Annotated in this window: 26 protein-coding genes and 1 pseudogene; 16 read left to right on the top strand and 11 right to left on the bottom strand. The window is 67.4% G+C overall.

The genetic code is table 11. The features are described 5' to 3' along the window. Positions 1–14: 14 nt before the first annotated feature. Entirely contained in the window at positions 15–194 is a 180-nt protein-coding gene (locus WDN01_15120) for a hypothetical protein (protein ID MEJ0027354.1), read from the bottom strand. A 327-nt stretch (positions 195–521) separates the two neighbouring features. Beyond that, positions 522–2,399 carry an acyl-CoA synthetase gene (locus tag WDN01_15115; protein ID MEJ0027353.1) on the bottom strand — a complete coding sequence of 626 codons (1,878 nt, stop codon included), beginning with the start codon at positions 2,397–2,399 and terminating at the stop codon, positions 522–524. 125 nt (positions 2,400–2,524) lie between these two features. Here WDN01_15115 and WDN01_15110 point away from each other — a divergent pair, with 125 nt between their 5' ends. Together WDN01_15110 and WDN01_15105 are read left to right on the top strand one after the other, a co-directional pair. Then, positions 2,525–3,136 (top strand): hypothetical protein, encoded by a 612-nt coding sequence (locus tag WDN01_15110; GenBank protein ID MEJ0027352.1) that lies wholly within the window; start codon positions 2,525–2,527, stop codon positions 3,134–3,136. Positions 3,137–3,273: 137 nt separating this feature from the next. Next, positions 3,274–4,518 (top strand): MFS transporter, encoded by a 1,245-nt coding sequence (locus WDN01_15105; GenBank protein MEJ0027351.1) that lies wholly within the window; start codon positions 3,274–3,276, stop codon positions 4,516–4,518. 9 nt (positions 4,519–4,527) lie between these two features. Here WDN01_15105 and WDN01_15100 read toward each other — a convergent pair whose 3' ends face one another. Beyond that, positions 4,528–5,196, bottom strand: a complete 669-nt coding sequence (locus WDN01_15100) for a cell cycle transcriptional regulator TrcR (protein ID MEJ0027350.1) — start codon at positions 5,194–5,196, stop codon at positions 4,528–4,530. Positions 5,197–5,403: 207 nt separating this feature from the next. Here WDN01_15100 and WDN01_15095 point away from each other — a divergent pair, with 207 nt between their 5' ends. Next, the gene (locus WDN01_15095) at positions 5,404–5,670 is read left to right on the top strand and encodes a hypothetical protein (protein MEJ0027349.1); all 267 of its coding nucleotides are present in this window, start codon (positions 5,404–5,406) and stop codon (positions 5,668–5,670) included. Between the two features lie 5 nt (positions 5,671–5,675). Here the strand turns inward: WDN01_15095 and WDN01_15090 are convergent, their stop codons facing one another. After that, positions 5,676–6,650: an NAD(P)H-quinone oxidoreductase gene (locus WDN01_15090; GenBank protein MEJ0027348.1), complete on the bottom strand. Its 975-nt coding sequence runs from the start codon at positions 6,648–6,650 to the stop codon at positions 5,676–5,678. A gap of 69 nt (positions 6,651–6,719) precedes the next feature. Here WDN01_15090 and WDN01_15085 point away from each other — a divergent pair, with 69 nt between their 5' ends. Together WDN01_15085 and WDN01_15080 are read left to right on the top strand one after the other, a co-directional pair. Next, entirely contained in the window at positions 6,720–6,911 is a 192-nt protein-coding gene (locus WDN01_15085) for a DUF1192 domain-containing protein (GenBank protein ID MEJ0027347.1), read from the top strand. Positions 6,912–7,070: 159 nt separating this feature from the next. Then, positions 7,071–7,589, top strand: coding sequence for a DUF1465 family protein (locus WDN01_15080; GenBank protein MEJ0027346.1), 519 nt, complete (start codon positions 7,071–7,073; stop codon positions 7,587–7,589). 135 nt (positions 7,590–7,724) lie between these two features. Here the strand turns inward: WDN01_15080 and rpmE are convergent, their stop codons facing one another. Next, the gene (gene rpmE / locus WDN01_15075) at positions 7,725–7,949 is read right to left on the bottom strand and encodes a 50S ribosomal protein L31 (protein ID MEJ0027345.1); all 225 of its coding nucleotides are present in this window, start codon (positions 7,947–7,949) and stop codon (positions 7,725–7,727) included. Between the two features lie 74 nt (positions 7,950–8,023). Beyond that, positions 8,024–9,058 (bottom strand): SDR family oxidoreductase, encoded by a 1,035-nt coding sequence (locus WDN01_15070; protein ID MEJ0027344.1) that lies wholly within the window; start codon positions 9,056–9,058, stop codon positions 8,024–8,026. Between the two features lie 109 nt (positions 9,059–9,167). Here WDN01_15070 and WDN01_15065 point away from each other — a divergent pair, with 109 nt between their 5' ends. Beyond that, complete coding sequence (locus WDN01_15065; protein MEJ0027343.1) at positions 9,168–10,988, top strand: ABC transporter transmembrane domain-containing protein; 1,821 nt, start codon at positions 9,168–9,170, stop codon at positions 10,986–10,988. Positions 10,989–10,990: 2 nt separating this feature from the next. Next, positions 10,991–12,067 carry an SMP-30/gluconolactonase/LRE family protein gene (locus WDN01_15060; protein MEJ0027342.1) on the top strand — a complete coding sequence of 359 codons (1,077 nt, stop codon included), beginning with the start codon at positions 10,991–10,993 and terminating at the stop codon, positions 12,065–12,067. 12 nt (positions 12,068–12,079) lie between these two features. Here the strand turns inward: WDN01_15060 and WDN01_15055 are convergent, their stop codons facing one another. Both WDN01_15055 and WDN01_15050 read right to left on the bottom strand, forming a co-directional pair. Beyond that, positions 12,080–14,257, bottom strand: a complete 2,178-nt coding sequence (locus tag WDN01_15055; GenBank protein ID MEJ0027341.1) for a PBP1A family penicillin-binding protein — start codon at positions 14,255–14,257, stop codon at positions 12,080–12,082. A 95-nt stretch (positions 14,258–14,352) separates the two neighbouring features. Then, positions 14,353–15,243 carry a LysR family transcriptional regulator gene (locus WDN01_15050; protein ID MEJ0027340.1) on the bottom strand — a complete coding sequence of 297 codons (891 nt, stop codon included), beginning with the start codon at positions 15,241–15,243 and terminating at the stop codon, positions 14,353–14,355. Between the two features lie 96 nt (positions 15,244–15,339). On the opposite strand from WDN01_15050, the gene WDN01_15045 reads away from it, so the two are divergent. Next, positions 15,340–16,203: an aldo/keto reductase family oxidoreductase gene (locus WDN01_15045; protein MEJ0027339.1), complete on the top strand. Its 864-nt coding sequence runs from the start codon at positions 15,340–15,342 to the stop codon at positions 16,201–16,203. A 92-nt stretch (positions 16,204–16,295) separates the two neighbouring features. On the opposite strand, the gene WDN01_15040 is transcribed toward WDN01_15045, so the two are convergent. Next, positions 16,296–16,778 carry a hypothetical protein gene (locus WDN01_15040; GenBank protein ID MEJ0027338.1) on the bottom strand — a complete coding sequence of 161 codons (483 nt, stop codon included), beginning with the start codon at positions 16,776–16,778 and terminating at the stop codon, positions 16,296–16,298. Between the two features lie 319 nt (positions 16,779–17,097). Here WDN01_15040 and WDN01_15035 point away from each other — a divergent pair, with 319 nt between their 5' ends. Beyond that, a complete protein-coding gene (locus WDN01_15035) occupies positions 17,098–17,892 on the top strand; it encodes an enoyl-CoA hydratase/isomerase family protein (protein MEJ0027337.1) in 795 nt (264 codons plus the stop codon). On the opposite strand, the gene WDN01_15030 is transcribed toward WDN01_15035, so the two are convergent. After that, positions 17,879–18,103 (bottom strand): hypothetical protein, encoded by a 225-nt coding sequence (locus WDN01_15030; GenBank protein ID MEJ0027336.1) that lies wholly within the window; start codon positions 18,101–18,103, stop codon positions 17,879–17,881. The genes WDN01_15035 and WDN01_15030 overlap by 14 nt on opposite strands. 157 nt (positions 18,104–18,260) lie before the next feature. On the opposite strand from WDN01_15030, the gene WDN01_15025 reads away from it, so the two are divergent. From WDN01_15025 to WDN01_15010, 4 genes and pseudogenes are all read left to right on the top strand, one after another. Next, on the top strand, positions 18,261–18,680 hold the full coding sequence (locus WDN01_15025; protein ID MEJ0027335.1) for a hypothetical protein: 420 nt from the start codon (positions 18,261–18,263) through the stop codon (positions 18,678–18,680). Next, positions 18,568–19,350 (top strand): annotated as a pseudogene (locus WDN01_15020) (terminase family protein). The gene WDN01_15025 and the pseudogene WDN01_15020 overlap by 113 nt, the downstream one beginning before the upstream one ends. A 214-nt stretch (positions 19,351–19,564) precedes the next feature. Then, positions 19,565–19,888 carry a hypothetical protein gene (locus WDN01_15015; protein MEJ0027334.1) on the top strand — a complete coding sequence of 108 codons (324 nt, stop codon included), beginning with the start codon at positions 19,565–19,567 and terminating at the stop codon, positions 19,886–19,888. 158 nt (positions 19,889–20,046) lie between these two features. Further along, positions 20,047–21,207, top strand: a complete 1,161-nt coding sequence (locus WDN01_15010; GenBank protein ID MEJ0027333.1) for a phage portal protein — start codon at positions 20,047–20,049, stop codon at positions 21,205–21,207. Here the strand turns inward: WDN01_15010 and WDN01_15005 are convergent. Beyond that, positions 21,183–21,761 carry a PAS domain-containing protein gene (locus WDN01_15005; protein ID MEJ0027332.1) on the bottom strand — a complete coding sequence of 193 codons (579 nt, stop codon included), beginning with the start codon at positions 21,759–21,761 and terminating at the stop codon, positions 21,183–21,185. The genes WDN01_15010 and WDN01_15005 overlap by 25 nt on opposite strands. Before the next feature lie 116 nt (positions 21,762–21,877). Here WDN01_15005 and WDN01_15000 point away from each other — a divergent pair, with 116 nt between their 5' ends. The 3 genes from WDN01_15000 (at position 21,878) to WDN01_14990 (ending at position 24,129) form a co-directional block, all read left to right on the top strand. Next, entirely contained in the window at positions 21,878–22,129 is a 252-nt protein-coding gene (locus WDN01_15000) for a hypothetical protein (GenBank protein MEJ0027331.1), read from the top strand. Between the two features lie 94 nt (positions 22,130–22,223). Then, on the top strand, positions 22,224–22,889 hold the full coding sequence (locus WDN01_14995) for an HK97 family phage prohead protease (GenBank protein ID MEJ0027330.1): 666 nt from the start codon (positions 22,224–22,226) through the stop codon (positions 22,887–22,889). 1 nt (position 22,890) lies between these two features. After that, positions 22,891–24,129: a phage major capsid protein gene (locus WDN01_14990; protein MEJ0027329.1), complete on the top strand. Its 1,239-nt coding sequence runs from the start codon at positions 22,891–22,893 to the stop codon at positions 24,127–24,129. Positions 24,130–24,136: the final 7 nt, after the last annotated feature.

Below are 24,136 nucleotides of genomic sequence, written 5' to 3'. Positions count from 1 at the left end.
CAAGGGACGCCTCTTCAGACGGGACGGCCGAGCGCCGCCGCCTCTTCCTTCTCGGCGATTTCCATCAGCCAGAGGATATGCGGCCGTGCTTCATCGAAGCGGCCCAGCGCGTGATATTCGTAGAGCATGTCCTGCAGGCGCTGCAGCAGATCGTCGCCGCGCAGGGCGGTCTTGGATACGGCACTCGATGACATGCACACTCCCGCAAGCACTATAAGCGGGAGGATCGGCCACCACCGGTGCGCGAACCACCCCTCTGAATCGGGGGTACTTCATGCCCGGCCTCGGAGTTGTGAATTGCAACCTGTATTTCTTGAGAGGTTGTGCCCGGATTTTGGCGCGCGCGCCGTCAACCCCACCGGAAGAACCACAAATCGTCCGTCATCAAGGCGGCGGCGAGCGCGTTAAAGGTGTCCACGCCCCGTTCGATGAGGTCGCTGCAATAGACGTACTGCTCTTTCGCCAGCGCGAGCGCCGCTTCGCGCGAGGTGGCCTTTCGCGCTCCCGCCGGCGCATCGCCGTCAGACCACGTCTTTCGTCATCTCGCGCAGCTTGAATTTCTGGATCTTGCCGGTCGAGGTCTTGGGCAGCTCGACGAAGACGATGTGGCGCGGGCATTTGTAGCGCGCGAGATGGGCGCGGCAATATTCGATCAGCTCCTCCGCCGTCACATTCTCATGGCCGGCCTTCAGCTCGACGAAGGCGACGGGCGTCTCGCCCCATTTCTCGTCCTCCTTGGCGACCACCGCGACGAACATCACGGCCGGATGCTTGTTCAGCACATCCTCGACCTCGATGGAGGAGATGTTCTCGCCGCCCGAGATGATGATGTCCTTGGAGCGGTCCTTCAGCTGCACATAGCCGTCCGGATACATCACGCCCAGATCGCCCGAATGGAACCAGCCGCCGGCGAAGGCTTCCCTGGTCGCGGTCGGGTTCTTGAGGTAACCCTTCATCACGACATTGCCGCGAAACATCACCTCGCCCAGCGTCGTCCCGTCGGCCGGCACCGGCTCCATCGTTTCGGGGTCCATCACGGTCAGCGCGTCGAGCGCGTGATAGCGCACGCCCTGGCGCGCCTTCTTCGCCGCGCGGTGGCCCTTGTCGAGCGCGTCCCATTCCAGGCTCCACTCGTTCACCACGGCGGGGCCGTAGGTCTCGGTCAGGCCGTAGACATGGGTGACGTTGAACCCCGCATCGCTCATCGCGGCGAGCACCGATTCGGGCGGCGGCGCGGCGGCGGTGATGAACTCGACGGTATGCGGCAGCGCCCGGCGCTCTTCCGGCTTGGCGTTGATGAAGGCCGACATCACGATCGGCGCGCCGCACAGATGGGTGACCTTGTGATCGGCGATGGCGTCGAACATCGCCTTGGCGCGCACCCAGCGAAGGCAGACATGCGTTCCCGCCACCACCGACAGCGACCAGGGAAAGCACCAGCCATTGCAGTGGAACATCGGCAACGTCCACAGATAGATCGGATGGTACGGCATCCGCGCCGCCAGGATGTTGCCGTAACCCATCAGCGCCGCGCCGCGATGGTGGAACACCACGCCCTTCGGATTGCCCGTCGTGCCCGAGGTGTAGTTGAGCGCGATCGCGTCCCACTCGTCCCCCGGATAAGACCAGGCGAACTCCGGATCGCCGTCGGCGACGAAGGCCTCGTAGTCGATATGACCCAGCCTTTCGCCGGTCTGCGGGAATTCCGGATCGTCGTAGTCGATGACGATGGGCTTCACCTTGGCGAGCTTCAGCGTCTCGGCCATCGTGCCGGCGAATTCGCGGTCGGTGATCAGCACCTTGGCCTCGCCATGGTCGAGGATGAAGGCCAGCCCCGCGGGGTCGAGCCTGGTGTTCAGCGCGTTCAGCACGCCGCCGGCCATCGGCACGCCATAGTGGGCCTCCAGCATGGGCGGCGTGTTGGCGAGCATGACGGCGACCGTGTCGCCCTTCTTCACGCCCGCCCTGGCGAGCGCGGAGCCGAGCCGGCGCGACCGCGCATAATATTCGGCATAGGTGACGGTCTGCCGCCCGTGGATGATCGCGGTGCGGTTGGGAAAGACATAGGCGGCGCGCTCCAGGAAGGACAGCGGCGTCAGCGGCTGGTAGTTCGCCGGATTGCGGTCGAGATCGGTGTCGTACTTGCCGGCGCGGCGCGGCGCGAGCCGCGGCATGGCGCGCATCGCCCCTTCGACGGCGCGGCGGACAAGCGATTTCGGCCGCCGCTGCATGCCGGGCTTGGCCGCGGGCAGGCGGGCCGTCTGCGGCCCGGGCTTCGCGACGGTCTTTTTCGCGGCCTTGACCGGCTTCTTCTGCGCGGCGGTCTTTGCGCTCCGCTTTTTCACCGCTTTGGCCTTGGCGGCTTTGACGGATTTCTTCTTCTTTTTGGTCTTTGCCATTATCGAACGCCCGGAATGTCCACAGTCGCGCGAAACGCTAAAGAATGCCGCATTAACCAGCAAGCGCGGGCGATGGACGGACGGCGGCGGCGTTGCTAGGAAGGGGCGTCTCCAGAAGAACAGCGATGTCCGAACAGGTCCAACCCGCGCCGCGCGGCCTTCGCCGGCTCTATGCCTGGATGATGGAGAACGCTCGCGGCCGCCATGCCTGGGCGGCGCTCGCGGCCTTCGCCTTCGCGGAAGCGTCATTTTTCCCGATCCCGCCCGACGTCATGCTTCTGCCGATGATGCTGGCGCATCGCGAGCGCGCCCTGGCGCTGGCGGCGTGGTGCACCTTCTGGTCGGTGATGGGCGGCATGCTCGGCTATGCGATCGGCGCCCTGTTCTGGGACACCGCCGGGCTATGGCTGATCGGGCTGCTGCACATCCCGCTGGCCGAGGTCGAGGCGTTGCGGCTGAAATACAGCGAGCACGCCTATCTGATCGTGGTCCAGGGCCTGACGCCGGTGCCTTACAAGCTGGTCACGATCTCGGCCGGCCTCGCCAACGTGCCCTTCGCGGCGTTCATGCTCTATTCCGCCATCACGCGCAGCCTGCGCTTCATCGTGCTGGAGGGGCTCCTGGTCTATATCTTCGGCGACAAGGCCCAAGCCTTCCTCGAGCGTTACATGGAAGCGGTACTGATCGCCTTCCTGGTCCTGGTCGTGCTGGGCTTCGTGGCGCTGAAATACTTGTGAGAATCCACCCTCCCCTTGCGGGAGGGTGGAGCATCCCGTCCTGCGATCCGGCCGTCGCGCCTTGCGTTTTTGCAATACAGCTCCGCTTTGACTTGGCCACAATCGCGCGTCATACCGCTTGGCTTCGCGAGAGCCCCATGCGCAAGCAGATCCTGGCCGTCGGCGCCATCCTCTTCTCCACCGCGCTCTACATCATGGGCAACGGCCTGATCGGCGTGCTCATTCCGGTGCGCGGCCATCAGGCGGGCTTCTCCAACCTCGCGCTGGGCGTGATCGGCTCGTTCTATTTCGCGGGTTTCGTGCTCGGCTGCTTCCTTGGCCCGCGCCTGCTGGCGCGGTCGGGCCACAGCCGCACCTTCGGCATCGGCGCCGGCCTGTCGGCGGCGACGGTGCTGCTGCAATCGATGTTCGTCTCGGTGCCGCTCTGGATCCTGCTGCGCACCGGCTTCGGCGTCGCGGCGGCGTGCATGTACATGGTGATCGAGAGCTGGCTGAACGACCGCGCCGCCAACGAGAATCGCGGCCGCATCTTCTCCGCCTATCTCACCGTCAATTTCTCCGCCCTCATCGTCGGCCAGATGCTGTTCGGCACCTCGAAACCCTCGGGCGCCACGCTCTTCAGCCTGACGGCGGTGTTCTACGCCCTCTGCCTGATCCCGATGGGCCTGACGCGGCTGCCGCAGCCCAATGCCGCGGCGGCGCCGGTCCCGCGGCCGCTCCGCCTCTATCGCATCTCGCCGGTCGGCGTGATGGGCTGCATCGCGGTCGGTTTCGCCAACAGCGCGGTGTGGACGCTGGCGCCGGTCTATGCCGACGCCCACGGCCTCGCCAAGGGCTGGATCGCGGTGTTCATGAGCGTCTTCACCCTGGGCGGCGCCCTCGTGCAGCCGCCGCTCGGGCGCATCTCCGACCGGATGGACCGGCGCTACATCATCGCCTTCGTCTGCTTCGCGGCGGCGGCGCTCGGCGTCGCGCTCGCGACCTTCGGCGGCGCGCATCGCTGGACGATCCTGCCCCTGATCGGATTGTTCGGCCTGGTGGCGCTGCCGCTCTACGGCCTGTCGGTCGCCCACACCAATGACCGCATCGCGCGCGACGAGTTCGTGGAGACCTCCGCGACGCTCCTGATGATCAACTCGCTCGCCTCGGTCAGCGGGCCGACGCTGGCGGCGCTGGCGATGGGCCGGTTCGGAACCAGCGCGCTGTTCTTCTATACCGCGGCGATCCATCTCGCGATGGCGGCGTTCACGATCATGCGCATCACGATGAAGGAGGCCGCCTCGCCCACGTCGCGCGAACGGTTCGAGCCGATGCCGCCGCAAGCGACGCAGGCCGAAGCGGCGCTCGATCCGCGCGGCGGCGACGAGCAGGCGGCGGCATAGGCGCCGGTATCAGCCCGGGCTGTCGTCCTCGGCCGGGAATTCCAGCGGGTCCGGATCGGGCGCCGGCGCGGAATCGACCGACGCCGTCTCGGAGATCGGCTTCAGCGTGTCGCCGCGCTTGACCGCGCGCTTCTCGGCCCGGTCGCGCTTGGCGCCGGCGCGGGAGACCGCGAGGTCGAGCTCGAGCTGCGAGCAAAGCCCCAGCGTCACCGGATCGACCGCCTTGATGTTGGTCGCGTTCCAGTGGCTGCGCTCGCGGATCTTCTGGATCGTCGCCTTGGTGGTGCCGATCAGCCGGATGATGTCCGCGTCCGCGAATTCGGGGTGGTTGCGCAGGATCCAGTAGACCGCGTCGGGCTTGTCCTGGCGCTTGGAGACGGGGGTATAGCGCGGCGCCTTCTTCTGCTTGACGCTCGGCATCTTGTGCTTGGGCGGCGCCATCTTGAGGCGCAGCTTGGGATTGGCCTCCGCGGCCTCGATCATTTCGCGCGTGAGCTGGCCGGAGGAGACCGGGTCCTGGCCCTTGATGCCCTTGGCGACGTCCTCGTCGGCGATGCCCTTCACCTCGAGCGGGTGCAGGCCGCAGAAATCGGCGATCTGCTCGAAGGTGAGCGAGGTGTTGTCGACCAGCCAGACGGCGGTCGCCTTGGGCATGAGGGGCTTGGTATCGACGGCCATAAATCTTCTCCCTTGCCGGGGGCCCGTTCACCGGACCCACCGACCTCTCCAGGCTGCACCTTTCGAGGAATGGCAGGGGTTTTAGCGGGTGGGGGATCGAAAAGAAAGAACAGATTTTCGAGGCAATAATCGTTAACAAGCCCGGCCCGGATTGGCATATTGCCCGCCTCGGCGCGGCTTTTTCCGAAGGGGGAAGCCGCATGTCGGGTGACGGTGATCGTTAAGGCCATGCCTGTTGAAATCTCCCCGGACGTCGCGCATCGCGCGAAGGAGAGCGCGCAGGCCGTTTGCGTCGGACGTGGATTGAAATATCGGAAGTCGCGCCTCTCCCTTCACGGAAACAGTGTCGTGGTCATCTTCAGCGACGAAGATCCCAGGCCCGGCTTTCTTGGAAACAGCGGCAAAATTCCCGCATTTGAGGTCGAGCTTTCGGCTGACGGCGAAACCGTGCTCGGCGTGCACTTCGTGCGCTGAGCACATCAAAGCGTCAGCAAAATCTTCCCGATGTGCTCGCTCCCGGCCATCCGCTTGTGCGCGGCGGCGGCTTCGGCCAGCGGATAGGTCCGGTCCACCACCGGCCTGATCTTGCCCGCGCCGATCAGCGGCCACACCTCGCGCAACACGGCGTCGCGGATCGCGCCCTTCTCGTCATTGCTCCGCACGCGCAGCGTCGTCGCCAACAGGCTCAGCCGCTTCATCAGCATGGGCGCGAAGTTCACCGTCGCGCTCATGCCGCTCTGATAGGCGATGTTGACGATGCGGCCCCACAGCGCCGCCGCGCTCATATTGCGCTGGATGTAATCGCCGCCGACCATGTCGAGGATCACGTCGACGCCGCGTCCGCCGGTGGCGTCCTTCACCACCGCGACGAAATCCTGCTCCTTGTAGTTGATCGCCTCTGCCCCCAGCGCCGCGATCGCCGCGCATTTCTCCGCATTGGCCGCGGTCGAGAACACCTTGTGCCCGCGCGCGGCGCAGAACTGGATCGCCGCCGTGCCGATGCCGCTCGATCCGCCGTGGATCAGGACGCTCTCGCCCGGCTTCAGCCGCGCCGAGTCCATCAGGTTCGTCCACACGGTGAAATGCACCTCGGGCAGCGCCGCCGCCTCGACGAGGCTCACGCCCTTCGGCACCGGCAGCACGGATTTTTCCGACGCGACCGCGTATTCGGCATAGCCGCCGCCGGGGATCAGCGCGCAGACCGCATCGCCCGCCTTCCATTGCGTCACCTTCGCGCCAACGCTTTCGATCGTGCCGGAGACCTCCATGCCCAGCGTCGCCGACGCACCGGGCGGCGGCGGATAGCCGCCCATCGCCTGTGCCAGATCGGCGCGGTTGAGTCCGGCGGCGGCGACCTTGATCAGCACCTCGCCGGCGCCCGCGACGGGCTTGGGGATGTCCGCGACCGCGAGCGCGTAAGCCTGTCCCGGATTTGCAACGTCGATGGCCTTCATGGCGTCTCTTTCGCTTGGCAAGGGAGATGTCGAAAGGGGAAGATAGCAGGCGAACCCGCGGAGGCGGAAATGGCGATCGAACCCGAAGAACCGCGCAAGAAGGCGGCCGGCATCGTGCTCGGCGAGGACATCTCCGCGATGTCGGCGCACGAACTCGAGCGCCGCATCGCAGCATTGGAGTCCGAGATCGCGCGCTGCCGCGACGCCATCGCCGACCGCGCGCGCACGAAATCGGCGGCGGACGCATTCTTTAAGCGTTAATCGCGGCGCGAGTTCCCGATCAAGATTAATACGCACAGCCATTCGTTGCGCGCATGCAACCATTCCTTTGGTTTATGCCGCGAAAGCCGAGTGATATGTATTGCGCGCGACGCACGAGTTGATAGCTTGCGCCCTGCACGACGCGGGCGGCATATCGATATGGGCACCAGCATAGCCGACGACGAATTTCTGCGCGGCGAATCCATTCACAGCTTCACCGGCTCGGCGCTGTTCGACCGCACCTTCGACGAAGGCATGTCGCTGGTCGAGGAGACGGCGAAATATCTCGACGGCCGCGGCCGCCAGGAAGCGCGCGACCTGCCGCGCAAGACCGCTTTGCTCTATGCCGGCGAAAGCATGCGCGTGACCACGCGCCTGATGCAGGCGGCGAGCTGGCTCCTGGTGCAGCGCGCGGTGCACGAGGGCGACATGGCGCCGGAGGATGCGCGCGACGAGCGCTATCGCCTGGGCTCGAAGGATATCTGCCTCGGCGGCGGGGCGGCCGGCGTCGACCTGCTGCCCGCGACGCTGCAGGATCTGCTCTCGCGCAGCGACAACCTCTACCGCCGCATCGCGCGGCTCGACGGCGTGCTGTTCGAGGACGGCCTCAAAGGCCAATCCGGCGGCGTCCAGGCGCAGATGAACCGCCTGGAGCAGGCGTTCGGCGCGGAAGAGTAGAACCGGCGCTGTCACGGCCGGCGAATGCGGGCCACCCGGTTCGGTTCGCTTCTATTTTTCAAAAATATAAAAAATGAAGTCTGGTGCAGGCGTCACCTGGGCGGCCCGCATTCGCGGGCCGTGACATTCTGGTCTTTACGACTTCACGAAGCCGGCGAACTTCTTGTTGAAGCGCGTCAGGCGGCCGCCGCGGTCCATGAGCTGCTGCTGGCCGCCGGTCCAGGCCGGATGCGTCGTAGGATCGATGTCGAGCGTGAGCTGCTGGCCGGCCTCGCCCCAGGTCGTGCGAGTCTTGTAGGTCGAACCGTCGTTCAGCCGGACCTCGACGAAATGGTAGTTGGGGTGGATGCCTTTTTTCATGGCCTTTGGCCCTTTGACGCGAATTCGAAGCCGCGCCTTATAGGGGCAGGGCGCGGGCGGTGCAAGGCGCAATCTCAGCGTCCATGGGGTCTTAATCCCGCGCCGGCGCCCGAAAACCCCAGCTTTTCCGCGTAAGTCCCGGCCCGCGCGGCCCGCGCCGGGTCGGCATGGATGTGGCCATAGCGCGACAGCGCGATGAACCGGGCCTCGTCGCCGAGCGGCCCGGGCTTGGCGCATTCGCCGTCCAGCCAGGCTTCGACGTTCCGCCAGAAGTCGGGTTGGCTGTCGTCGATGTCCGTAAAGCCGTATGCGCGCGCCAGGTCGGCGCCCCACAGCACCAGGCCCGATTTGGCGCCGACATCGGGATCGGCGGCGAGGGCCGCCACGGCGCGTCCGACATAGCGCGGCGTCTCCGACCAGATGAAGGCGGGATCGCGTTTGGCGCCGTCGCGCCAATCGGCCTCGGTCACCTTGAATAGATCGAGCATCGCTTCCGAACGCAGGAAGCCCGGCGACAGCGCCAGCGCGGTCACGCCGGTGCCGTGAAGATCCCACGCCATCGCATAGGCGAGCCGGACGACCGACGATTTGATGTAATCGTAGAGCAGGTTTCCGCGATAGCCCGGCATCTCGCCGTCGGTGATCTCCACGATCAGCCCGCGCCCGGCTTCGATCATCGGCGGCGCGAGATGGCGCGCGGTGATCAGATGGCTGAACACCGCCTGATCGGTCAGCGCCCGCGCCTTGGCGATGTCCTGGGTCCAGAACTTGGCGCCCCAGTCGATCCGGTCGTCGCCGCCCCAGATATCGTTGACCAGCACGTCGAGCCGGCCTTCCTCGGCGCGCAGCCGTTCGGCAAGGGCGATGACCTCGTCCTCCACCGTGTGATCGACGCGGATGGCGACGGCGCTGCCGCCGTCGGCCGCGATGATGTCGGCGGTCTCTTCGATGGTCTCCGGCCGGCCCGGCGTCGCGGCATGGCCGCGCGTGCTGCGCCCGGTGCAATAGACCCTGGCGCCCGCCGCCGCCAATTCGCGCGCGATGCCCCGGCCCGCGCCCCGCGTCGCGCCCGCCACCAGCGCCACCTGTCCGTCCAGCGGTTTCGTCATATTCGGCCTCCCCGGCGCATTTCTAGCAAAAGCCGCGCGGCGATGGGCCCCTTATGCCGCTCCCTTTCCCTCCTATATATGTCGCGGGCAGACCAGGATTGGCAGGACCGTGGCGCAGACCGGGGAAGAATACGCCGAGCAGCTGGAATTCGTGGCCGCCGCCCGGCCCAAGGCGCGCTCCCTCGCGCCGCTGCGCCAGCTTGTCCCCTTCCTGAAGCCCTATCGGACCGCCATCGCGGTGGCCTTCGTCGCCCTGGTCTGTTCCTCGACCGCGAGCCTCCTGATCCCGCCGGCGCTCGGCCGTCTGGTGCAGAACGGCTTCAGCGAGGCGATGGCGTCGCAGATCGACCGCTATTTCTTCCCGCTGATCGGCATCGCCTGCGCGCTCGCGGTGGCGACCGCGATCCGCTTCTACTTCGTCACCTGGCTGGGGGAGCGGGTGATCGCCGACATCCGCAAGGCCGTGTTCGACCACATCCTCGGCCTGACGCCCGCCTTCTTCGAGGTGACGCGCACCGGCGAGGTGCTGTCGCGCCTGACCGCCGACGCCACGCTGATCCAGACCGTAGTCGGCTCGTCCGCGTCGGTCGCGGCGCGCAATCTCGTCATGCTGATCGGCGCGCTGGTGCTTCTGTTCGTCACCTCGGTCAAGCTGACCCTGCTGGTGATCGGCATCGTGGTGCTGGTGCTGTTGCCGCTGATCCTGTTCGGCCGCTGGGTGCGCACCTTGAGCCGCCGCAGCCAGGATAAGGTCGCCGACACCTCGGCCCGCGCCAGCGAGACGCTGAACGCGGTGCAGACCGTGCAGGCCTTCACCCGCGAGGCCACCGAACGCAAGCTGTTCGGCGCCGCGGTCGAAAGCTCCTTCGCGGTCGCCATCCTGCGCACCCGGGCGCGCGCGATCATGACGGCGGTGGTGATGGCGGCGGTGGCGGCCTGCATCGTCGGCGTGTTCTGGGTCGGTGCGCACGACGTGGTGGCGGACCGCATGTCGGTCGGCATCCTCACCCAGTTCGCCGGCTATGCGATCATCTTCGTCACCGGCATGGGCGCGATGAGCGAGACCTGGGGCGATCTTCAGCGCGCCGCCGGCGCGTCGGAGCGGCTGATGGAATTGCTGCACACCGAGCCCGAGATCGCGGCGCCGCCGGCGCCCAAGCCGCTGCCCAAGCCCGCGAAGGGTGCGGTCTCCTTCCGCGATGTGAGCTTCCGCTATCCGTCGCGCCCCGACTTCAAGGCGCTGAACGGCTTCTCGCTCGACATCCGCCCCGGCGAGGCGGTGGCGCTGGTCGGCCCCTCGGGCGCCGGCAAGTCCACCGTGTTCCAGCTCCTGCTGCGCTTCTTCGCGCCGCAAGCGGGCGCCATCACCTTCGACGGCGTCGATCTTTCCGGGCTCGACCCGACGGATCTGCGCTCCAACATCGCCGTGGTGGCGCAGGACAGCGTGATCTTCTCCGGTACGCTGGCGGACAATATCCGCTACGGCCGGCCCGACGCCTCCGACGCCGATGTCCGCCGCGCCGCCACGGCCGCCGCGGCCGACGAGTTCATCGAGAGATTGCCGAACGGCTACGAAACCCTGGTGGGGGAGCGCGGCGTGACGCTGTCGGGCGGCCAGCGCCAGCGCGTCGCCATCGCCCGTGCCATCCTGCGCGACGCGCCGCTGCTCCTGCTCGACGAGGCGACCAGCGCGCTCGACGCCGAGAATGAGCGCCTGGTCCAGATCGGCCTGGAGAATCTGATGGCGGGGCGCACCACCATCGTCATCGCGCACCGCCTCGCCACCATCCAGCGCCTCAAGCGCATCGTGGTGATGGACCAGGGCCGCGTGGTGGGCGAGGGCAGCCATGCCGAGCTGGTCGCCCATGGCGGGCTCTATGCGCGCCTCGCCGATCTGCAATTCAGCAGCGCCCTGGCCCTGGCGAGCTGACGATGCGTCCGTACCTCCGCGCCGCACTGACCGCCGGAGCCGTGCTGGCGGCGGTCGCGGTCGGCGTGGCGGTGCGCACGCTCAACGTCTATGGCGTATTCACCGATGTGACGCCGGCCTTCGCCGGGCAGTGCACGGCGATCCGGGGCGTCGTGGGCCCGGAAGACATCGCGATCGACGAGAAAACACGGCTCGCCTTCGTCTCGGCGCTCGACCGCTACGCCATGGCGAAGGGCAAGCCGTCGCCGCAGGACGGTATCTATGTCCTGCCGCTGGACGGCCCGGCGCATCTGACCAAGCTCGCCGGTGCGCCGGCGGATTTTCATCCCCACGGCATCAGCCTGCTGCGCGACGCGGGCGGGTTGGTGCTGCAGGTCATCAGCCATCACACGGACGGCACGAGCGGCATCGAGATATTCGACGTCTCGGCGCCGTCCGGCGGTCCCGTCCGGCTGATCCATATCGGCGATGTCGAGAGCCGCGAATTGTCGAGCCCCAACGCCATCGCGGCGGTCGACCGCGAGCGTTTCTACGTCGTCAACGATCACGGCAGCACGACCGCCTTCGGCCGCTGGCTGGAGGACCTTCTCGTGCTGCCGCGCGCCAATCTCCTCTATTTCGACGGCATGGTGTTTCGTGTGGTGGCGCAGCACCTGGCCTATCCCGCCGGTCTCGCGCTGTCGCCCGATGGCCGCTACCTCTACGCGACCGAGATCAATGCCCGCCGCATCGACACCTTCGCGCGCCAGCCCGTGTCGGGATCGCTCGACCAGGCCGGCACGCTCGACATTCCTTCGGGCGTCGACAATCTGCGCTTCGATGCCAAGGGCCAGCTCTGGGTCGGCAGTCATCCCAAGAACATCGCGATGAACGCGTTCCGGAGCGATCCCTCGAGGCCGGCGCCGTCGGAGATCTTCAAGGTCACGCTCGCGAACGACATCCCGCAATCGGCGCAGGTGGTCTACAGCGACATGGGCACGCAGATCGGCGGCTCCAGCGTCGCCGCGGTGAGCGGCACCCGCATGCTGATCGGCTCCCCGCTGGACAACCACGTCCTCGATTGCGTGATGGGCCGGTGAGACGGCGGTCCTTTAATTCGATTCCTGGCTGCTGCCCGAGCTCTGGCTGTCGCCGTCTTGCGGCGTGCCGTCCTGCTGCTGTTGCTCGGACGGGCGGCCCCGCGAGTCGCGGCCGCGGCGGTTGAACAGCCAGTCCCAGAAATTGCCGCGATTGCCGCTGGCATCCGGCGGCGGCGCGTCGTCGTCGCCATGTGAGCCGCGTCCGCCGGCATAGAAGGTACCGTTGCCCGACTCGTCGTCGCCCGTCGTCGGCGTGTAGGCGTCTGCGCTGTCGCCGAAGATGGTCGAGGTGTCGGCCGGCGGCTGCACGTCGGACTTGTCGAGCGGCGTCGAGGCCAGCCCCTTCTCCGCCACCGTCATCGTCGCCTTCCAGATCTGCGCCGGCAGCGAGCCGCCGGTCACGCCCTTCATCGGCGTCGAATCGTCGTTGCCGACCCACACCGCCGCGACATAGTCGTGGGTGAAGCCCGCGAACCACGCGTCGTGGAAATCCTGCGTCGTGCCGGTCTTGCCGCCCGCGTCGTGCCCGGCCAGCGCCGCCGACATGCCGGTGCCGTGCAGCACCACGCCGTTCAGCATCGCGACGAGGTCGCGGTTGACGTGGCTCGCCACGATGCGCTCGGGCTGCTCGGCCGGCTTCCGGCGATAAAGGACGTTGCCGCCGTGATCGTCGATCTGGGTGACGAAATAGGGATAGACCTTGAGGCCGCCATTGGCGAACACCGCATAGGCGCGCGTCAGTTCCAGCGGCGTGACCTCGGAGGTGCCGAGCGCCAGCGAGGCGTTCTGCGTCAGCTTGGACTGGATGCCCAGCCGCTGCGCCGCCAGCACGACATTGTCGACGCCCACTTCCTGGGCGAGGTTGGCGGTGATCGTGTTCACCGAATGCGCCAGCGCGTCGGCCAGCGTGATCGTGCCGTAGGAGCGTCCGCCGAAATTGGTCGGCGTCCAGCCGCCGATATCGACCGGCTGATCCTCTCTCTGGTCCCAGGGCGTGAGACCGCTTTCCAGCGCCGCGAGATAGACGAAAGGCTTGAAGGCCGAGCCGGGCTGGCGATGCGCCTGGGTGGCGCGGTTGAAGGTGCTCTCGTCGTAGTCGGTGCCGCCGACCAGGGCGACCACCGCGCCGTCCGGCTTCATCACCACCACGGCCGCCTGGCTCGCATGCGCCTTGGGTCCGCTCTTGGCGATCACCTTCTGCGCCGCGGCGCGCGCGGCGTTCTGGATCTTGGGCTCCAGCGTCGTGTGCACGATGAGATCTTCGTTCGGCGCCATGCCGTCGCGGGCCGCCAGCCGCATCGCCTCGTCGGCGGCGGTGTCGAAATAGTAGTTCTGCGTGTCGCGCCCCTCGCGCTCGGAGACCACGGCGGGGCTCGCCTTGGCCGCGTCAGCTTGCGCTTGCGTGATCGCGCCGGTCTCGACCATGGCGCGCAGCACGACGGCGGCGCGCGCCTGCGCCCGCACCAGATCGCGGCGCGGCGAGAACGCGCTCGGCGCGCGGGTCAGCGTCGCCAGCATCGCGGCCTCGGGCAGGGTCAGCTCGCTCGCCGATTTGTTGAAATAGACATGCGCCGCGCCGTCGACGCCATAGGCGCCGGAGCCGAGATAGATGCGGTTGAGGTAGAGCTCCAGGATCTGTTTCTTGGAGAGCGATTTCTCGAGCTTGGCCGCGTCGACCAGCTCCTCCATCTTGCGGCTCATCGTGCGTTCCTGGGAGAGGAACACGATCTTCACCGTCTGCTGCGTGATGGTGGAGCCGCCCTGCACCGTGTGGCCGGCGCGCCAATTGGTCCACAGCGCGCGCGTCAGCCCGCGCACCGAGAAGCCGCCATGCGAATAGAAGTCGCGGTCCTCCATGGCGATGAAGGCGGCCGGCACATAGGCGGGCATCTGCTCCAGCGTCAAGCGCTTGCCGATGATCGCGCCTCTGTGGCCGACCTCGTTGCCGTCGGCGTCCAGAAAGGTGAAGGCGATCGGCCGGTTGACGGCGTAAAGGTCCTTCGACATGTCCAGCGGCGAGGCGAACCAGGACAGGATCGTCGGCAGGAGCAGCAGGCTCGCCAGCGGAACCGCGATCGCCGCCGTCAGGATGGCGAGCAGCGGCGCGAAGAACCGCTTGCGCCTGACGAAGAAATCCGCGAGCGCCTGGACGTTCTGCGAAATGACCTCAAGGGGTTCGTTGCCAGCCATGGGCCGCGTACGTCGCCCATATTTGCGGCGCAATCAAGGCTTTAGGCCTTAACGCGATTGTAATGTGCGCGCGGCCCGCGCTTTGCCGGGAGTTGTCAGCGACTCTTGATGAAATCCACGAAGGCCCGCAGCGGCGCCGGCAGATGGCGGCGGCCGGGATAGTAGAGGAACGGTCCCGAAAATTCCTGCCACCACGGCTCCAGCACCGGCACCAGCGTGCCGCTGTCGAGCGCCGGGCGCAGCCATTCTTCGAAGCTTTGAATAACGCCGACGCCCGCGACGGCGGCGTCGACCAGAAGATTGGCCGCGCCGCCCAGGCGCACGACAAGCGGGCCGGTCGGATCGATCTTCACCACCTCGCCGTCGCGTTCGTATTCCCAGGGCGGCGAGGCGCCGCTGGCGAAGCGCCCCCGGAGGCAGGCATGGCGCAGCAGATCGCGCGGATGCTCGGGCCGGCCGCGCGCCGCGAGATAGGCGGGCGCCGCCGCGGTGGCGTAGCGCTGCATGCGCGGCCCGATCGGCACGGCGATCATGTCCTGCTCGAGCCGCTCGTCGTAACGCACGCCGGCGTCGCAGCCGGCCGCCAGCACGTCGACGAAGCCTTCCTCGACCACGACCTCCAGCCGGATGTCGGGATAGGCCTTGAGGAAGTCGGGCACGATCGCGGGAAGAACCAGAAGCGCGACGACGCCCGGCACGTTGAGCTTCAGCGTGCCCGTCGGCCGCTCGCGGAAAGCATTCACGACATCGAGCGCCGCCTCGACCTCGCCGAGCGCCGGCGCCAGCCGCTCGAACAGCCGCGTCCCCGCCTCGGTCGGCGCGATGCTGCGCGTCGTGCGGTTGATCAGCCGCGCGCCCAGTCTGGCCTCCAGCCGGCGCACCGCCTCGCTCAGGCCGGACGGCGATTGCCCGGTCAGCCGCGCCCCGTCGCGGAATCCGCCCGCCCGTACGACGGTCATGAAGGCGGCGAGGTCGTTCAGGTCCACTGTCCGAAATTCCGCACAACCCGTGCCGATTATGCAGGATTATCGCGCGATGCCAAGCACGCCATATTCCGCCTGTACCTTTCAGGAGACCCCGACATGACCGACACCTTCACCCTCGGCGACCGCGCCGTGAACCGCATGGGCTATGGCGCGATGCAGCTTGCCGGCCCCGGCGTGTTCGGCCCGCCGAAAGACAAGGCCGCCGCCCTGGCCGTCCTGCGCGAGGCGATCGCCGGCGGCGTCGACCACATCGACACCAGCGATTTCTACGGCCCGCATGTCACCAATCTTCTGATCCGCGAGGCGCTGCATCCCTATCCGAAGGATCTTGTCATCGTGACCAAGGTCGGCGCGCGGCGGGGCGAAGACGGCTCGTGGCTTCCGGCGCAGACGCCGGCCGAGCTGACCGGCGCGGTGCACGACAATCTGCGCCGTCTTGGGCTCGACGCGCTGGACGTCGTCAATCTGCGCGTCCCCGGCGCCTTGCACGAGCCCGCCGAAGGCTCGATCGCGGAGCAGTTCTCGGTGCTGGCCGGGCTCCGCGAGCAGGGCCTCGTCCGCCATCTCGGCCTGAGCAATGTGACGAGCATGCAATTGAAGGAAGCGCGCGGCATCGCGCCGGTCGTCTGCGTGCAGAATCTCTACAATCTCGCCCAGCGCGCCGACGACGCATTCGTCGACGAACTGGCGGGGCTGGGCATCGCCTATGTTCCGTTCTTCCCGCTCGGCGGCTTCTCGCCCTTGCAGTCGACGATCCTGTCCGAGGTCGCGGCGGGGCTCGGCGCCACGCCGATGCAGGTCGCGCTCGCCTGGCTGCTGCACCGCTCGCCGAACATCCTGCTCATTCCCGGCACGTCGTCGGTGGGCCATCTGCGGGAGAACCTGGCGGCGGCGGATATCGTGTTGTCCGAGGACGTGCTCGCCAGGCTGGACGCCATCGGCAAGGCGGGCGGGCATTAACATCCTCACGGGCGGACCCAGGTGACGCCTGCTCCGCAAGGCGTCACCTGGGCGGCGCGCATTCGCGGGCCATGACAAGTGGGATGTGCCGCTCACTTCTCGTAGAAGTAATAGCAGCCGATCAGGGTCTGCGCGGTCTTCGGGTCGTCCTGCGCCATCACCGTCAGCGTGCGCTGTTCGGCGATCTGCAATTCGCAGCTCCGCATGCTGTCGCCGGTCTCGCAATGGCCGAGCGGCTTGCCGACGCGATGCGCCAGCATCTGCTTCGCCGCGTCGAATTTCGCGTCGACCAGGAGCGAGAAGCCCACGCCCATGCCGACGCTGCCGGGAAACGCTTCGACGATCTTGAGGCCGTCGACCGAGGTCGCCGCCTTCGGCACGACATAGGGGTCGTCGCCTTTGCGGATGAAGGCCGCGTGAAAGCGGTCGGCGAAGGCTTTCAGCTTCGGGGGATCGCTCTTCTGCCAGTCGAACCAGGAATCCTGGCACGCCGCCATGCGCGCACGGCCTCCATCGTCGGCGCCGCGTGCGGGCACGGCGGCAAGCGCCGCCAGCGCGGCGAGGGACAGACCCATGGCAAGGGATCGGGTGGGCTGAAGCACGGGCAACCCGTCGCGAGCGAACGATGCGCGAAGCGTATCCGGCAGATGCCGCAGGGGCAATTGCCGCTTCCCTGCAAATCACGCCTGTCATGCCCGCGAGGGCGGGCATCCAGCGACAGGGCGATCCGCCAAGAGTGATTCCCCGCCTGCGCGGGAATCTGGAATTTGTGCAACGCATGGCAAGCTTGCGTCGGGCAACTCCAAAGCCCCCAACTTCGCATTTGCGTCCGCCTCCCTGGCGACGAACAATGCGGCCGAGCGGGGCAAACCAGCCGCATGGGAGGAATTCGACATGTCGGACGTCATCAAGGTCAGCGACCACGGCCATGTGCGCACCATCGTCCTCAATCGGCCGGAGAAGAAGAACGCGCTCTCGAACGCGCTGGCCTGGGGCGTCGTGGCCGCGATCGACGACGCTGCGAAGGACGATGACATCTGGGTCGTCGCGCTGACCGGCAGCGGCGACTCGTTCTGCGCCGGCCTCGACCTCACGGGCGGCGAGCGCTTCCATCCGGCCTCGCCGCAGACCGCGCAGCTCGACGATCTGGGCTGGGTCAGCAATTTCCTGCTCGCCATCCGCAAGCGCTGCGACAAGCCGGTGGTCGGCGCGATCAACGGCGTCGCGGTGGGCGCCGGGCTCGGCCTCGCCATGGCGACCGATGTGCGCATCGTCGCGCGCGGCGCGCGGCTGATGGCCGGCTACACCCGGATCGGCGGCTCGCCCGATGCCGGGCTCACGATCACGCTGCCCCAGGCGATGGGTTACGAGCGCGCCCTGCGCTTCATGATGGAGAACCGCACCGTCCAGGGCGAGGAGGCGGTGGCGCTCGGCATGGCCGGCGAGGTGGTGGACGACGACAGGCTCGCGGATCGGACCGCCGCCTATTGCGCCCAGCTTTGCGAATGGTCGCCGATCACGCTGCGCCTCTTGAAGCGCGGCATGGTCAAATCGATGGAGTCGACCGACATGGAGCAGCAGCTCCGCTACGAGCTCTCCAACATCCGCATGGCGTTCGGCAGCGAGGACGCCAAGGAGGCCCGCAAGGCCTTCTTCGAAAAGCGCAAGCCGGTGTTCAGCGGGAAGTGACGCCGTCCGGCGCGTCTTCATGCAAGCCGTCATGCCCGCGCAGGCGGGCATCGAACGACCAGGCGCGCTGCCAAACCTCGATCCCGCTTTCGCGGGAATGACGATCTGGAATCCGTCCGGACGTTGAAAACGGCATGCCGTGCGAAGGATTCGAAATATTTTCGCGAAACAAAATATCGTTCGCCGCAGCGCACCCAAAAACTCTATCCACGCAGCAATTTCGATTCCTCCGCGCTCTTCGCGGCTCCGCGCGAAGCCCTCTGTTGGATAAGTGCCGTTCGAAGGCCGCTTCGAAAAATTTTCGCGCGCCCCTTGAACCGAGTCGGTCTACGCACCAAATCTCCCATATCCCCACAAGTGTAGCCAAGATGGAAACGGACCCGGAAGCGGCGCGCCGCGCGCTGCCGCGCACGAATGCCAAGCATTGGATCGGCGTCACCGCCGAAGACATTCCGCCAGGATGGATAGACGACATGGTCAAGCGCCTCTTCGACGAACTGAACCGCCAGATGATCCGCGTCGAGCGGATCAGCGAGCAGGAATCCGACAAGAAGAACGCGAACGGCGAGTACGACGACAAGCCGGATGCGCGCGAGAAAGCCGCCCGCACGCTCGGCCGCCTGCAGAACCAGCTCGAACGCCTGACCCGGATGGAGATGGAGCGTGCCTCACTGCGTGCCACCAAGAAGACCGGAACCCGCACCGAAACCCGTGCCCGCCTACAACGCGACGTTCTGGCGGCAGTTCACGCCGGACGAGCTTCGGACGGCACTGGAGAGTCTCGATGACGATCAACTCGCATTCCTCCGGGACGACTGGCTCGTCCGGGCGCGCCCCGAACAGGTTCCGCCGCAAGGCGACTGGCGAATCTGGCTCTTCCTCGGTGGACGCGGCACCGGAAAAACGCGTAGCGGCGCCGAATGGATCGCGGAAGGCGTCGACGGCGGCGCCATGCAACGCATCGGCCTCATCGGCGCCACATACAACGACGCGCGGGCGGTCATGATCGAAGGCGTCGCGGGATTGAAGGCGGTCAGCGCGGGCGCGGATTTCGAGCCTTCGCTCCGCCGCGTCAGATGGCCGAACGGCGCGATCGCCACCGTGCTCAGTGCCGACGAGCCCGACGGCATCCGCGGCCACCAGTTCGACGCCATCTGGGCCGACGAATTCGCCAAATGGGCCGAGCCGCAGGAAGCCCTCGACATGGCCTTGATGAGCCTTCGCATCGGCAAGGATCCGCGCATGGCGATCACCACCACGCCGCGCGCCATCGCGGCGCTCAAGAATCTCCTGGCCTCGCCCGATGTGGCGGTCACGCGGGGCGTCACTGCCGACAACGCGGCCAATCTCGCGCCCGGCTTTCTCGAAACGATGCGGCGCCGCTATGCCGGCTCGCGCCTCGGCCGCCAGGAGCTCGATGCCGAGATCATCGAGGACAACGATGTCGCGCTGTGGCGCCGCGCCTGGATCGATCTCGCGCGGGTGCGGACGGCGCCGGCGCTGGGCCGGGTCGTCGTCGCGGTCGATCCGCCGGCCAGCGCCGGCGGCGACGCCTGCGGCATCGTCGTGGCGGGTCGGGTCGAGAACGACGGCGACGGTTACGTGCTGGCCGACGTCTCGTCGGACGGCCTGACGCCCGGCGAGTGGTCGGCGCGGGGTGAACGGTGTCTTCATGGATTTCGACGCCGACCTGGTGATCGCCGAAGCGAACCAGGGCGGCGACATGGTGCGCGCCGTGCTCACCGAACAGTTTCCCGACCTGCCGGTCCGGCTGGTGCATGCGACGCGGTCGAAGAAGACCCGCGCCATGCCGGTCGCCGCGCTCTACGAGCAGGGCCGGGTGCATCACGTCGGCGTCTTTGCCGCGCTGGAGGACCAGATGTGCCAATATGACGGCACGGGCAAAAGCCCCGACCGCATGGATGCGCTGGTCTGGGCGCTCTCGCACCTGTTCCCGATGGAACGGCGGGCAAGTCCCAAGGTCAGGAAGATCTGAAGAAGCCTTCCTCCCCCGCTGTTGCGGGGGAGGTGCCGAGCGAAGCGAGGCGGGGGGCTCGCCTAGATGGCCCCCCTCCGTCACGCCGACGCTTCGCTACGGCGTGCCGCCTCCCCCGCAACAGCGGGGGAGGAATCGCGCAATCGAAAGCTCAACCCATGTTCGAATTCCTCAACCGTCGCGCGCCGCGCGCGCCGGAACGCAAATCCGCGCCGCTCGTCGCGCTCTCGCTCGCCGGCACGGCGCGCTGGGCGCCGCGCAACTACGCCAGCCTCGCCCGCGAAGGCGTGCTCGCCAACGCCATCGTCTATCGCTGCGTTCGGATGATCGCCGAAGGCGCCGCCTCGGTGCCGTTCCTGCTCTATGACGGCGCCGCCGAGCTCGACGCGCACCCGCTGCTTGCGCTCCTGACGCATCCCAACCCGGAAGAAGACGGCACGGCGTTCTTCGCGCGCTGGTATTCGTTCCTGCAATGCGCCGGCAACGCTTATGTCGAGGCGGTGGCGGCCGGCGGCGCGGTGAAGGCGCTCTACACGCTGCGCCCCGACCGCATGGCCGTGGTGCCCGGTCCGCGCGGCTGGCCGCAGGCCTATGACTACACGGTCGACGGCAGGACCACGCGCATCGCGCGCGGCGCCGACGGCTTCCTGCCCGTGCTGCACACCACGCTGTTCCATCCGCTCGACGACTATTACGGCCTCTCGCCGGTCGAGGCGGCGGCGCGCGCCATCGAGGTGCACAATGCCGGCGCGGCCTGGACCAAGGCGCTGCTCGACAATGCGGCCAGGCCCTCCGGCGCGCTGGTCTATCGCGGCCCCGACGGCCAGAGCGGCCTCACCGACGATCAGTTCGCGCGGCTCAAACGAGAATTGGAAGACGCCTATCAGGGCGCCGGCAATGCCGGCCGCCCGATGGTCCTCGAAGGCGGCCTCGACTGGAAGGCCATGAGCCACACGCCCGCCGACATGGATTTCTCGAACACCCGCGACGTCGCGGCGCGCGAGATCGCGCTCGCCTTCGGCGTGCCGCCGATGCTGCTGGGCATTCCCGGCGACAACACCTATTCGAACTATCGCGAGGCGAATCTGAGTTTCTGGCGCCAGACGATCCTGCCCTTGGTGGCGCGCACGGCCGCGGCGCTGTCGCGCTGGCTCGGCCCCCGCTTCGGCGAGGGTCTGCGCATCGGCTACGATCCCGACGCGGTAGACGCGCTGGCGATCGAACGCGAAAGCGTGTGGGACCGTCTCAACGCCGCGACCTTCCTGACCGAGGACGAAAAACGCGCGGCGGCCGGTTACGGCCCGCTGCCGCGGGCGTGATGCGATGGCATGCCCGCCCCCGTCGGCGCCGCGGGCAGATAGGCTTTGGGTTCGACGATATGCACGAACAGGATCGCATCCGGCGCGTCGCCTTCACCGGCGAGCGGGGCTTGGAAGGTTTCGGACTGGAAATAGGTCCGGTTGGCGAATTGCACGATTCCATGGCTGCGCAGCGGCGCGCGCAGGTCCAGGCACAGCTGGGCGATGCGGTGCCAGCGGGCGCGGAACGGCTCGGGCACCACTTCGTCGATGAAGTCGCCGGCCTTGCCGCCCCAGATGCGCTGCGGCTGGCTGCCCATCACGCGCAGGCGGAAGCGGTTTGCGCTTTCACCGCCGAGCACGTCCCAGACGATGACGCTGGACAGGAAGGTCTTCATCGCCCGCGGCGTCAGGTCGGCGCGCATCGGAAGCGGCTTGCCGGCGGCGGCGCGCGTCCACACCGCCAGGCACTCTTTCAGCTTGGGCGAGCGGAAGTTCAGCGTGCCGTCGACGCGGGTTTCCCAGCCGTCGCGTTCGGCCCACGCATTGAAGTCCTCGATCCGGCATTTCACCATGGCGCGATCCTGCGCCAAGACCATTGACCGGGCGTAAAGCCGCGGCCGGTTCCGAAAGACGTAAACGTCGCTTTAACCCGTCCCGTCGGTTCCGGGAGAAGGGAAAGATCAGCCTCATGGCCCTTGCCGAAGCCTTCCAGCCGGTGCTGGAGAAGAAGCTCCCCGCCGCCCTTGTGGCGGCTTTTTTGTTGCAGACGGCGGGCGCGCTGTTCTGGGCTGGCTCCGCCGCCGAGCGCATCGCCGATCTCGAACGCACGCTGGCGCACGACCAGGCGGCGATCGAGCGTGTCGCGGTCCTGGAGGCGCAGCTCTCCGACATCCGCGCCGCGCTGGGGCGCATCGAGACCAAGCTGGATAAAGCGAAATAGCGAGTAGCGAATAGCGAGTAGCGAATAGCGAGTAGCGAGTAGGGAAACACCTTCTCATTCCCTATTCGCTACCCGCGTCCGAAGGACCACCCACATGCCCATCGTCCAACGCGTGAGGCCCCGCCTCGCGCGGCAGAACACGCCCGCGCTGATCGAAGCGCTCGGTCACGGCGAATTCGAAGGCTACGCCTCGCTGTTCTCCGTCGCGGACGGTGCCGGCGACGTCGTCGCGCCCGGCGCCTTCGCGCGGTCGCTCAAGCGCCGCGGCCCCGACCGCGTGCGCATGCTCTATCAGCACCACGCCGACGAGCCACTCGGCGTGTGGGAGACCATCGCCGAGGACGGCAAGGGCCTTTATGTCCGCGGCCGCCTCAACCTGGATGTCGAGCGCGCCCGCGACGTCGGCTCGCTGATCGCGCAGGGCGCGCTGAACGGGCTTTCCATCGGCTTCCGCGCCATCCGCGCCCGGCGCGACCGCGCGACGGGTCAGCGCCTGCTCAACGAGATCGACCTGTGGGAGATCTCCGTCGTCACCTTCCCGCTGCTCCCCGGCAGCGAAGTCACCGCCATCGGCGCCAAGGCCCGCGAAGCCGAGCTGCTCAAGCGCGCCGCGCATCTGTTGCGCAGCACTCCTCTTTCCTCCCCCCCGTTTGCGGTGGAGGGGGACCGGCTGAGCGGCCCCCCTCCGCCTCGCTCCGCTCGGCACCTCCCCCGCAACAGCGGGGGAGGAAACCTCAAAATCACCCCCAAGGAGACATGACATGAACTATGAAACCAAAGCCGCGACGCCGGAGGTCAAGGACGCCTTCGACGATTTCCTGCAGGCCTTCGCGCAATTCAAGGACGCCAACGACGAACGCCTGGCCGCGCTCGAACGCCGCTCGGCCGATGTCGTCACCGAAGAGAAGGTCGACCGCATCAACAAGGCGCTGGACGAGCAGAAGCGCCTGCTCGACACGCTGACGCTGGAGGCCGGCCGCCCCGCGCTGGGCGCCGAGCGCAAATCGCAGACCGATCGCGACGTCCTCGAACGCAAATCCGCCTTCGACCGCTATGTCCGCAAGGGCGACGCGAACGGCCTGGACGCGCTGGAGCTGAAATCGTCCTTCTCCGCCGGCTCCAACGCCGACGGCGGCTACACCGTGCCGCTGGAGATCGAGACCGCCATCGATTCGGTCCTGATCAAGGCGTCGCCGATCCGCGCCATCGCGACCGTCCGCCAGATCGGCGGCACCACCTATCGCAAGCCGATCGCCACCAACGGTCCCGCCACCGGCTGGGTGGCGGAGACGGCGGCGCGGCCGCAGACCGACACGCCGACCCTGGCGGTGATCGATTTCCCGACCATGGAGCTCTACGCCATGCCGGCCGCGACGCCGCATCTGCTCGACGATTCCGCCGTGGATATCGAGCAATGGCTCGCCTCGGAGGTGCAGCTCGTCTTCGCGCAGCAGGAAGGCGCCGCCTTCGTCGGCGGCAACGGCACGACGCAGCCCAAGGGCTTCCTGTCGGAGACCATCGTTGCCGATGCGAGCTGGGCCTGGACCAAGCTCGGCTATGTCGCGTCGGGCGCGGACGGCGCCTTCGCCGCCTCGAACCCGACCGACACGCTGGTCAATCTCGCCTATGCGCCCAAGCAGGCCTATCGCGCCAACGGCACCTGGGTGATGAACCGCAAGACCGAGAGCGTGATCCGCAAGTTCAAGGACTCGACGGGCAACTACATCTGGCAGCCCGGCGCCGCCGCCGGCCAGCCGCCGACGCTGATGGGCTATCCGGTGGCGGAAGCGGAGGACATGCCCGACATCGCCTCGGCGAGCTACGCCATCGCGTTCGGCGATTTCGCGCGCGGCTATCTGGTGGTCGACCGCATCGGCATCCGCACCCTGCGCGATCCCTATTCGGCCAAGCCCTATGTGCTGTTCTACACGACCAAGCGCGTCGGCGGCGCCGTGCAGAACTACGAGGCGATCAAGCTGATGAAGTTCAGCGTGTCGTAACAACCTC

The sequence above is a fragment of the Rhizomicrobium sp. genome, assembly GCA_037200985.1.
Lineage (GTDB): Bacteria > Pseudomonadota > Alphaproteobacteria > Micropepsales > Micropepsaceae > Rhizomicrobium.
This window is presented reverse-complemented; position numbering and strand designations above follow the sequence as displayed.

Coding starts and splice junctions, on each gene's coding strand:
- WDN01_15120 (MEJ0027354.1), bottom strand. CDS start 194: ATGTCATCGAGTGCCGTATCCAAGACCGCCCTGCGCGGCGACGATCTG.
- WDN01_15115 (MEJ0027353.1), bottom strand. CDS start 2,399: ATGGCAAAGACCAAAAAGAAGAAGAAATCCGTCAAAGCCGCCAAGGCC.
- WDN01_15110 (MEJ0027352.1), top strand. CDS start 2,525: ATGTCCGAACAGGTCCAACCCGCGCCGCGCGGCCTTCGCCGGCTCTAT.
- WDN01_15105 (MEJ0027351.1), top strand. CDS start 3,274: ATGCGCAAGCAGATCCTGGCCGTCGGCGCCATCCTCTTCTCCACCGCG.
- WDN01_15100 (MEJ0027350.1), bottom strand. CDS start 5,196: ATGGCCGTCGATACCAAGCCCCTCATGCCCAAGGCGACCGCCGTCTGG.
- WDN01_15090 (MEJ0027348.1), bottom strand. CDS start 6,650: ATGAAGGCCATCGACGTTGCAAATCCGGGACAGGCTTACGCGCTCGCG.
- WDN01_15085 (MEJ0027347.1), top strand. CDS start 6,720: ATGGCGATCGAACCCGAAGAACCGCGCAAGAAGGCGGCCGGCATCGTG.
- WDN01_15080 (MEJ0027346.1), top strand. CDS start 7,071: ATGGGCACCAGCATAGCCGACGACGAATTTCTGCGCGGCGAATCCATT.
- rpmE (MEJ0027345.1), bottom strand. CDS start 7,949: ATGAAAAAAGGCATCCACCCCAACTACCATTTCGTCGAGGTCCGGCTG.
- WDN01_15070 (MEJ0027344.1), bottom strand. CDS start 9,058: ATGACGAAACCGCTGGACGGACAGGTGGCGCTGGTGGCGGGCGCGACG.
- WDN01_15060 (MEJ0027342.1), top strand. CDS start 10,991: ATGCGTCCGTACCTCCGCGCCGCACTGACCGCCGGAGCCGTGCTGGCG.
- WDN01_15055 (MEJ0027341.1), bottom strand. CDS start 14,257: ATGGCTGGCAACGAACCCCTTGAGGTCATTTCGCAGAACGTCCAGGCG.
- WDN01_15045 (MEJ0027339.1), top strand. CDS start 15,340: ATGACCGACACCTTCACCCTCGGCGACCGCGCCGTGAACCGCATGGGC.
- WDN01_15040 (MEJ0027338.1), bottom strand. CDS start 16,778: ATGGGTCTGTCCCTCGCCGCGCTGGCGGCGCTTGCCGCCGTGCCCGCA.
- WDN01_15035 (MEJ0027337.1), top strand. CDS start 17,098: ATGTCGGACGTCATCAAGGTCAGCGACCACGGCCATGTGCGCACCATC.
- WDN01_15025 (MEJ0027335.1), top strand. CDS start 18,261: ATGGAAACGGACCCGGAAGCGGCGCGCCGCGCGCTGCCGCGCACGAAT.
- WDN01_15015 (MEJ0027334.1), top strand. CDS start 19,565: ATGGATTTCGACGCCGACCTGGTGATCGCCGAAGCGAACCAGGGCGGC.
- WDN01_15010 (MEJ0027333.1), top strand. CDS start 20,047: ATGTTCGAATTCCTCAACCGTCGCGCGCCGCGCGCGCCGGAACGCAAA.
- WDN01_15005 (MEJ0027332.1), bottom strand. CDS start 21,761: ATGGTGAAATGCCGGATCGAGGACTTCAATGCGTGGGCCGAACGCGAC.
- WDN01_15000 (MEJ0027331.1), top strand. CDS start 21,878: ATGGCCCTTGCCGAAGCCTTCCAGCCGGTGCTGGAGAAGAAGCTCCCC.
- WDN01_14995 (MEJ0027330.1), top strand. CDS start 22,224: ATGCCCATCGTCCAACGCGTGAGGCCCCGCCTCGCGCGGCAGAACACG.
- WDN01_14990 (MEJ0027329.1), top strand. CDS start 22,891: ATGAACTATGAAACCAAAGCCGCGACGCCGGAGGTCAAGGACGCCTTC.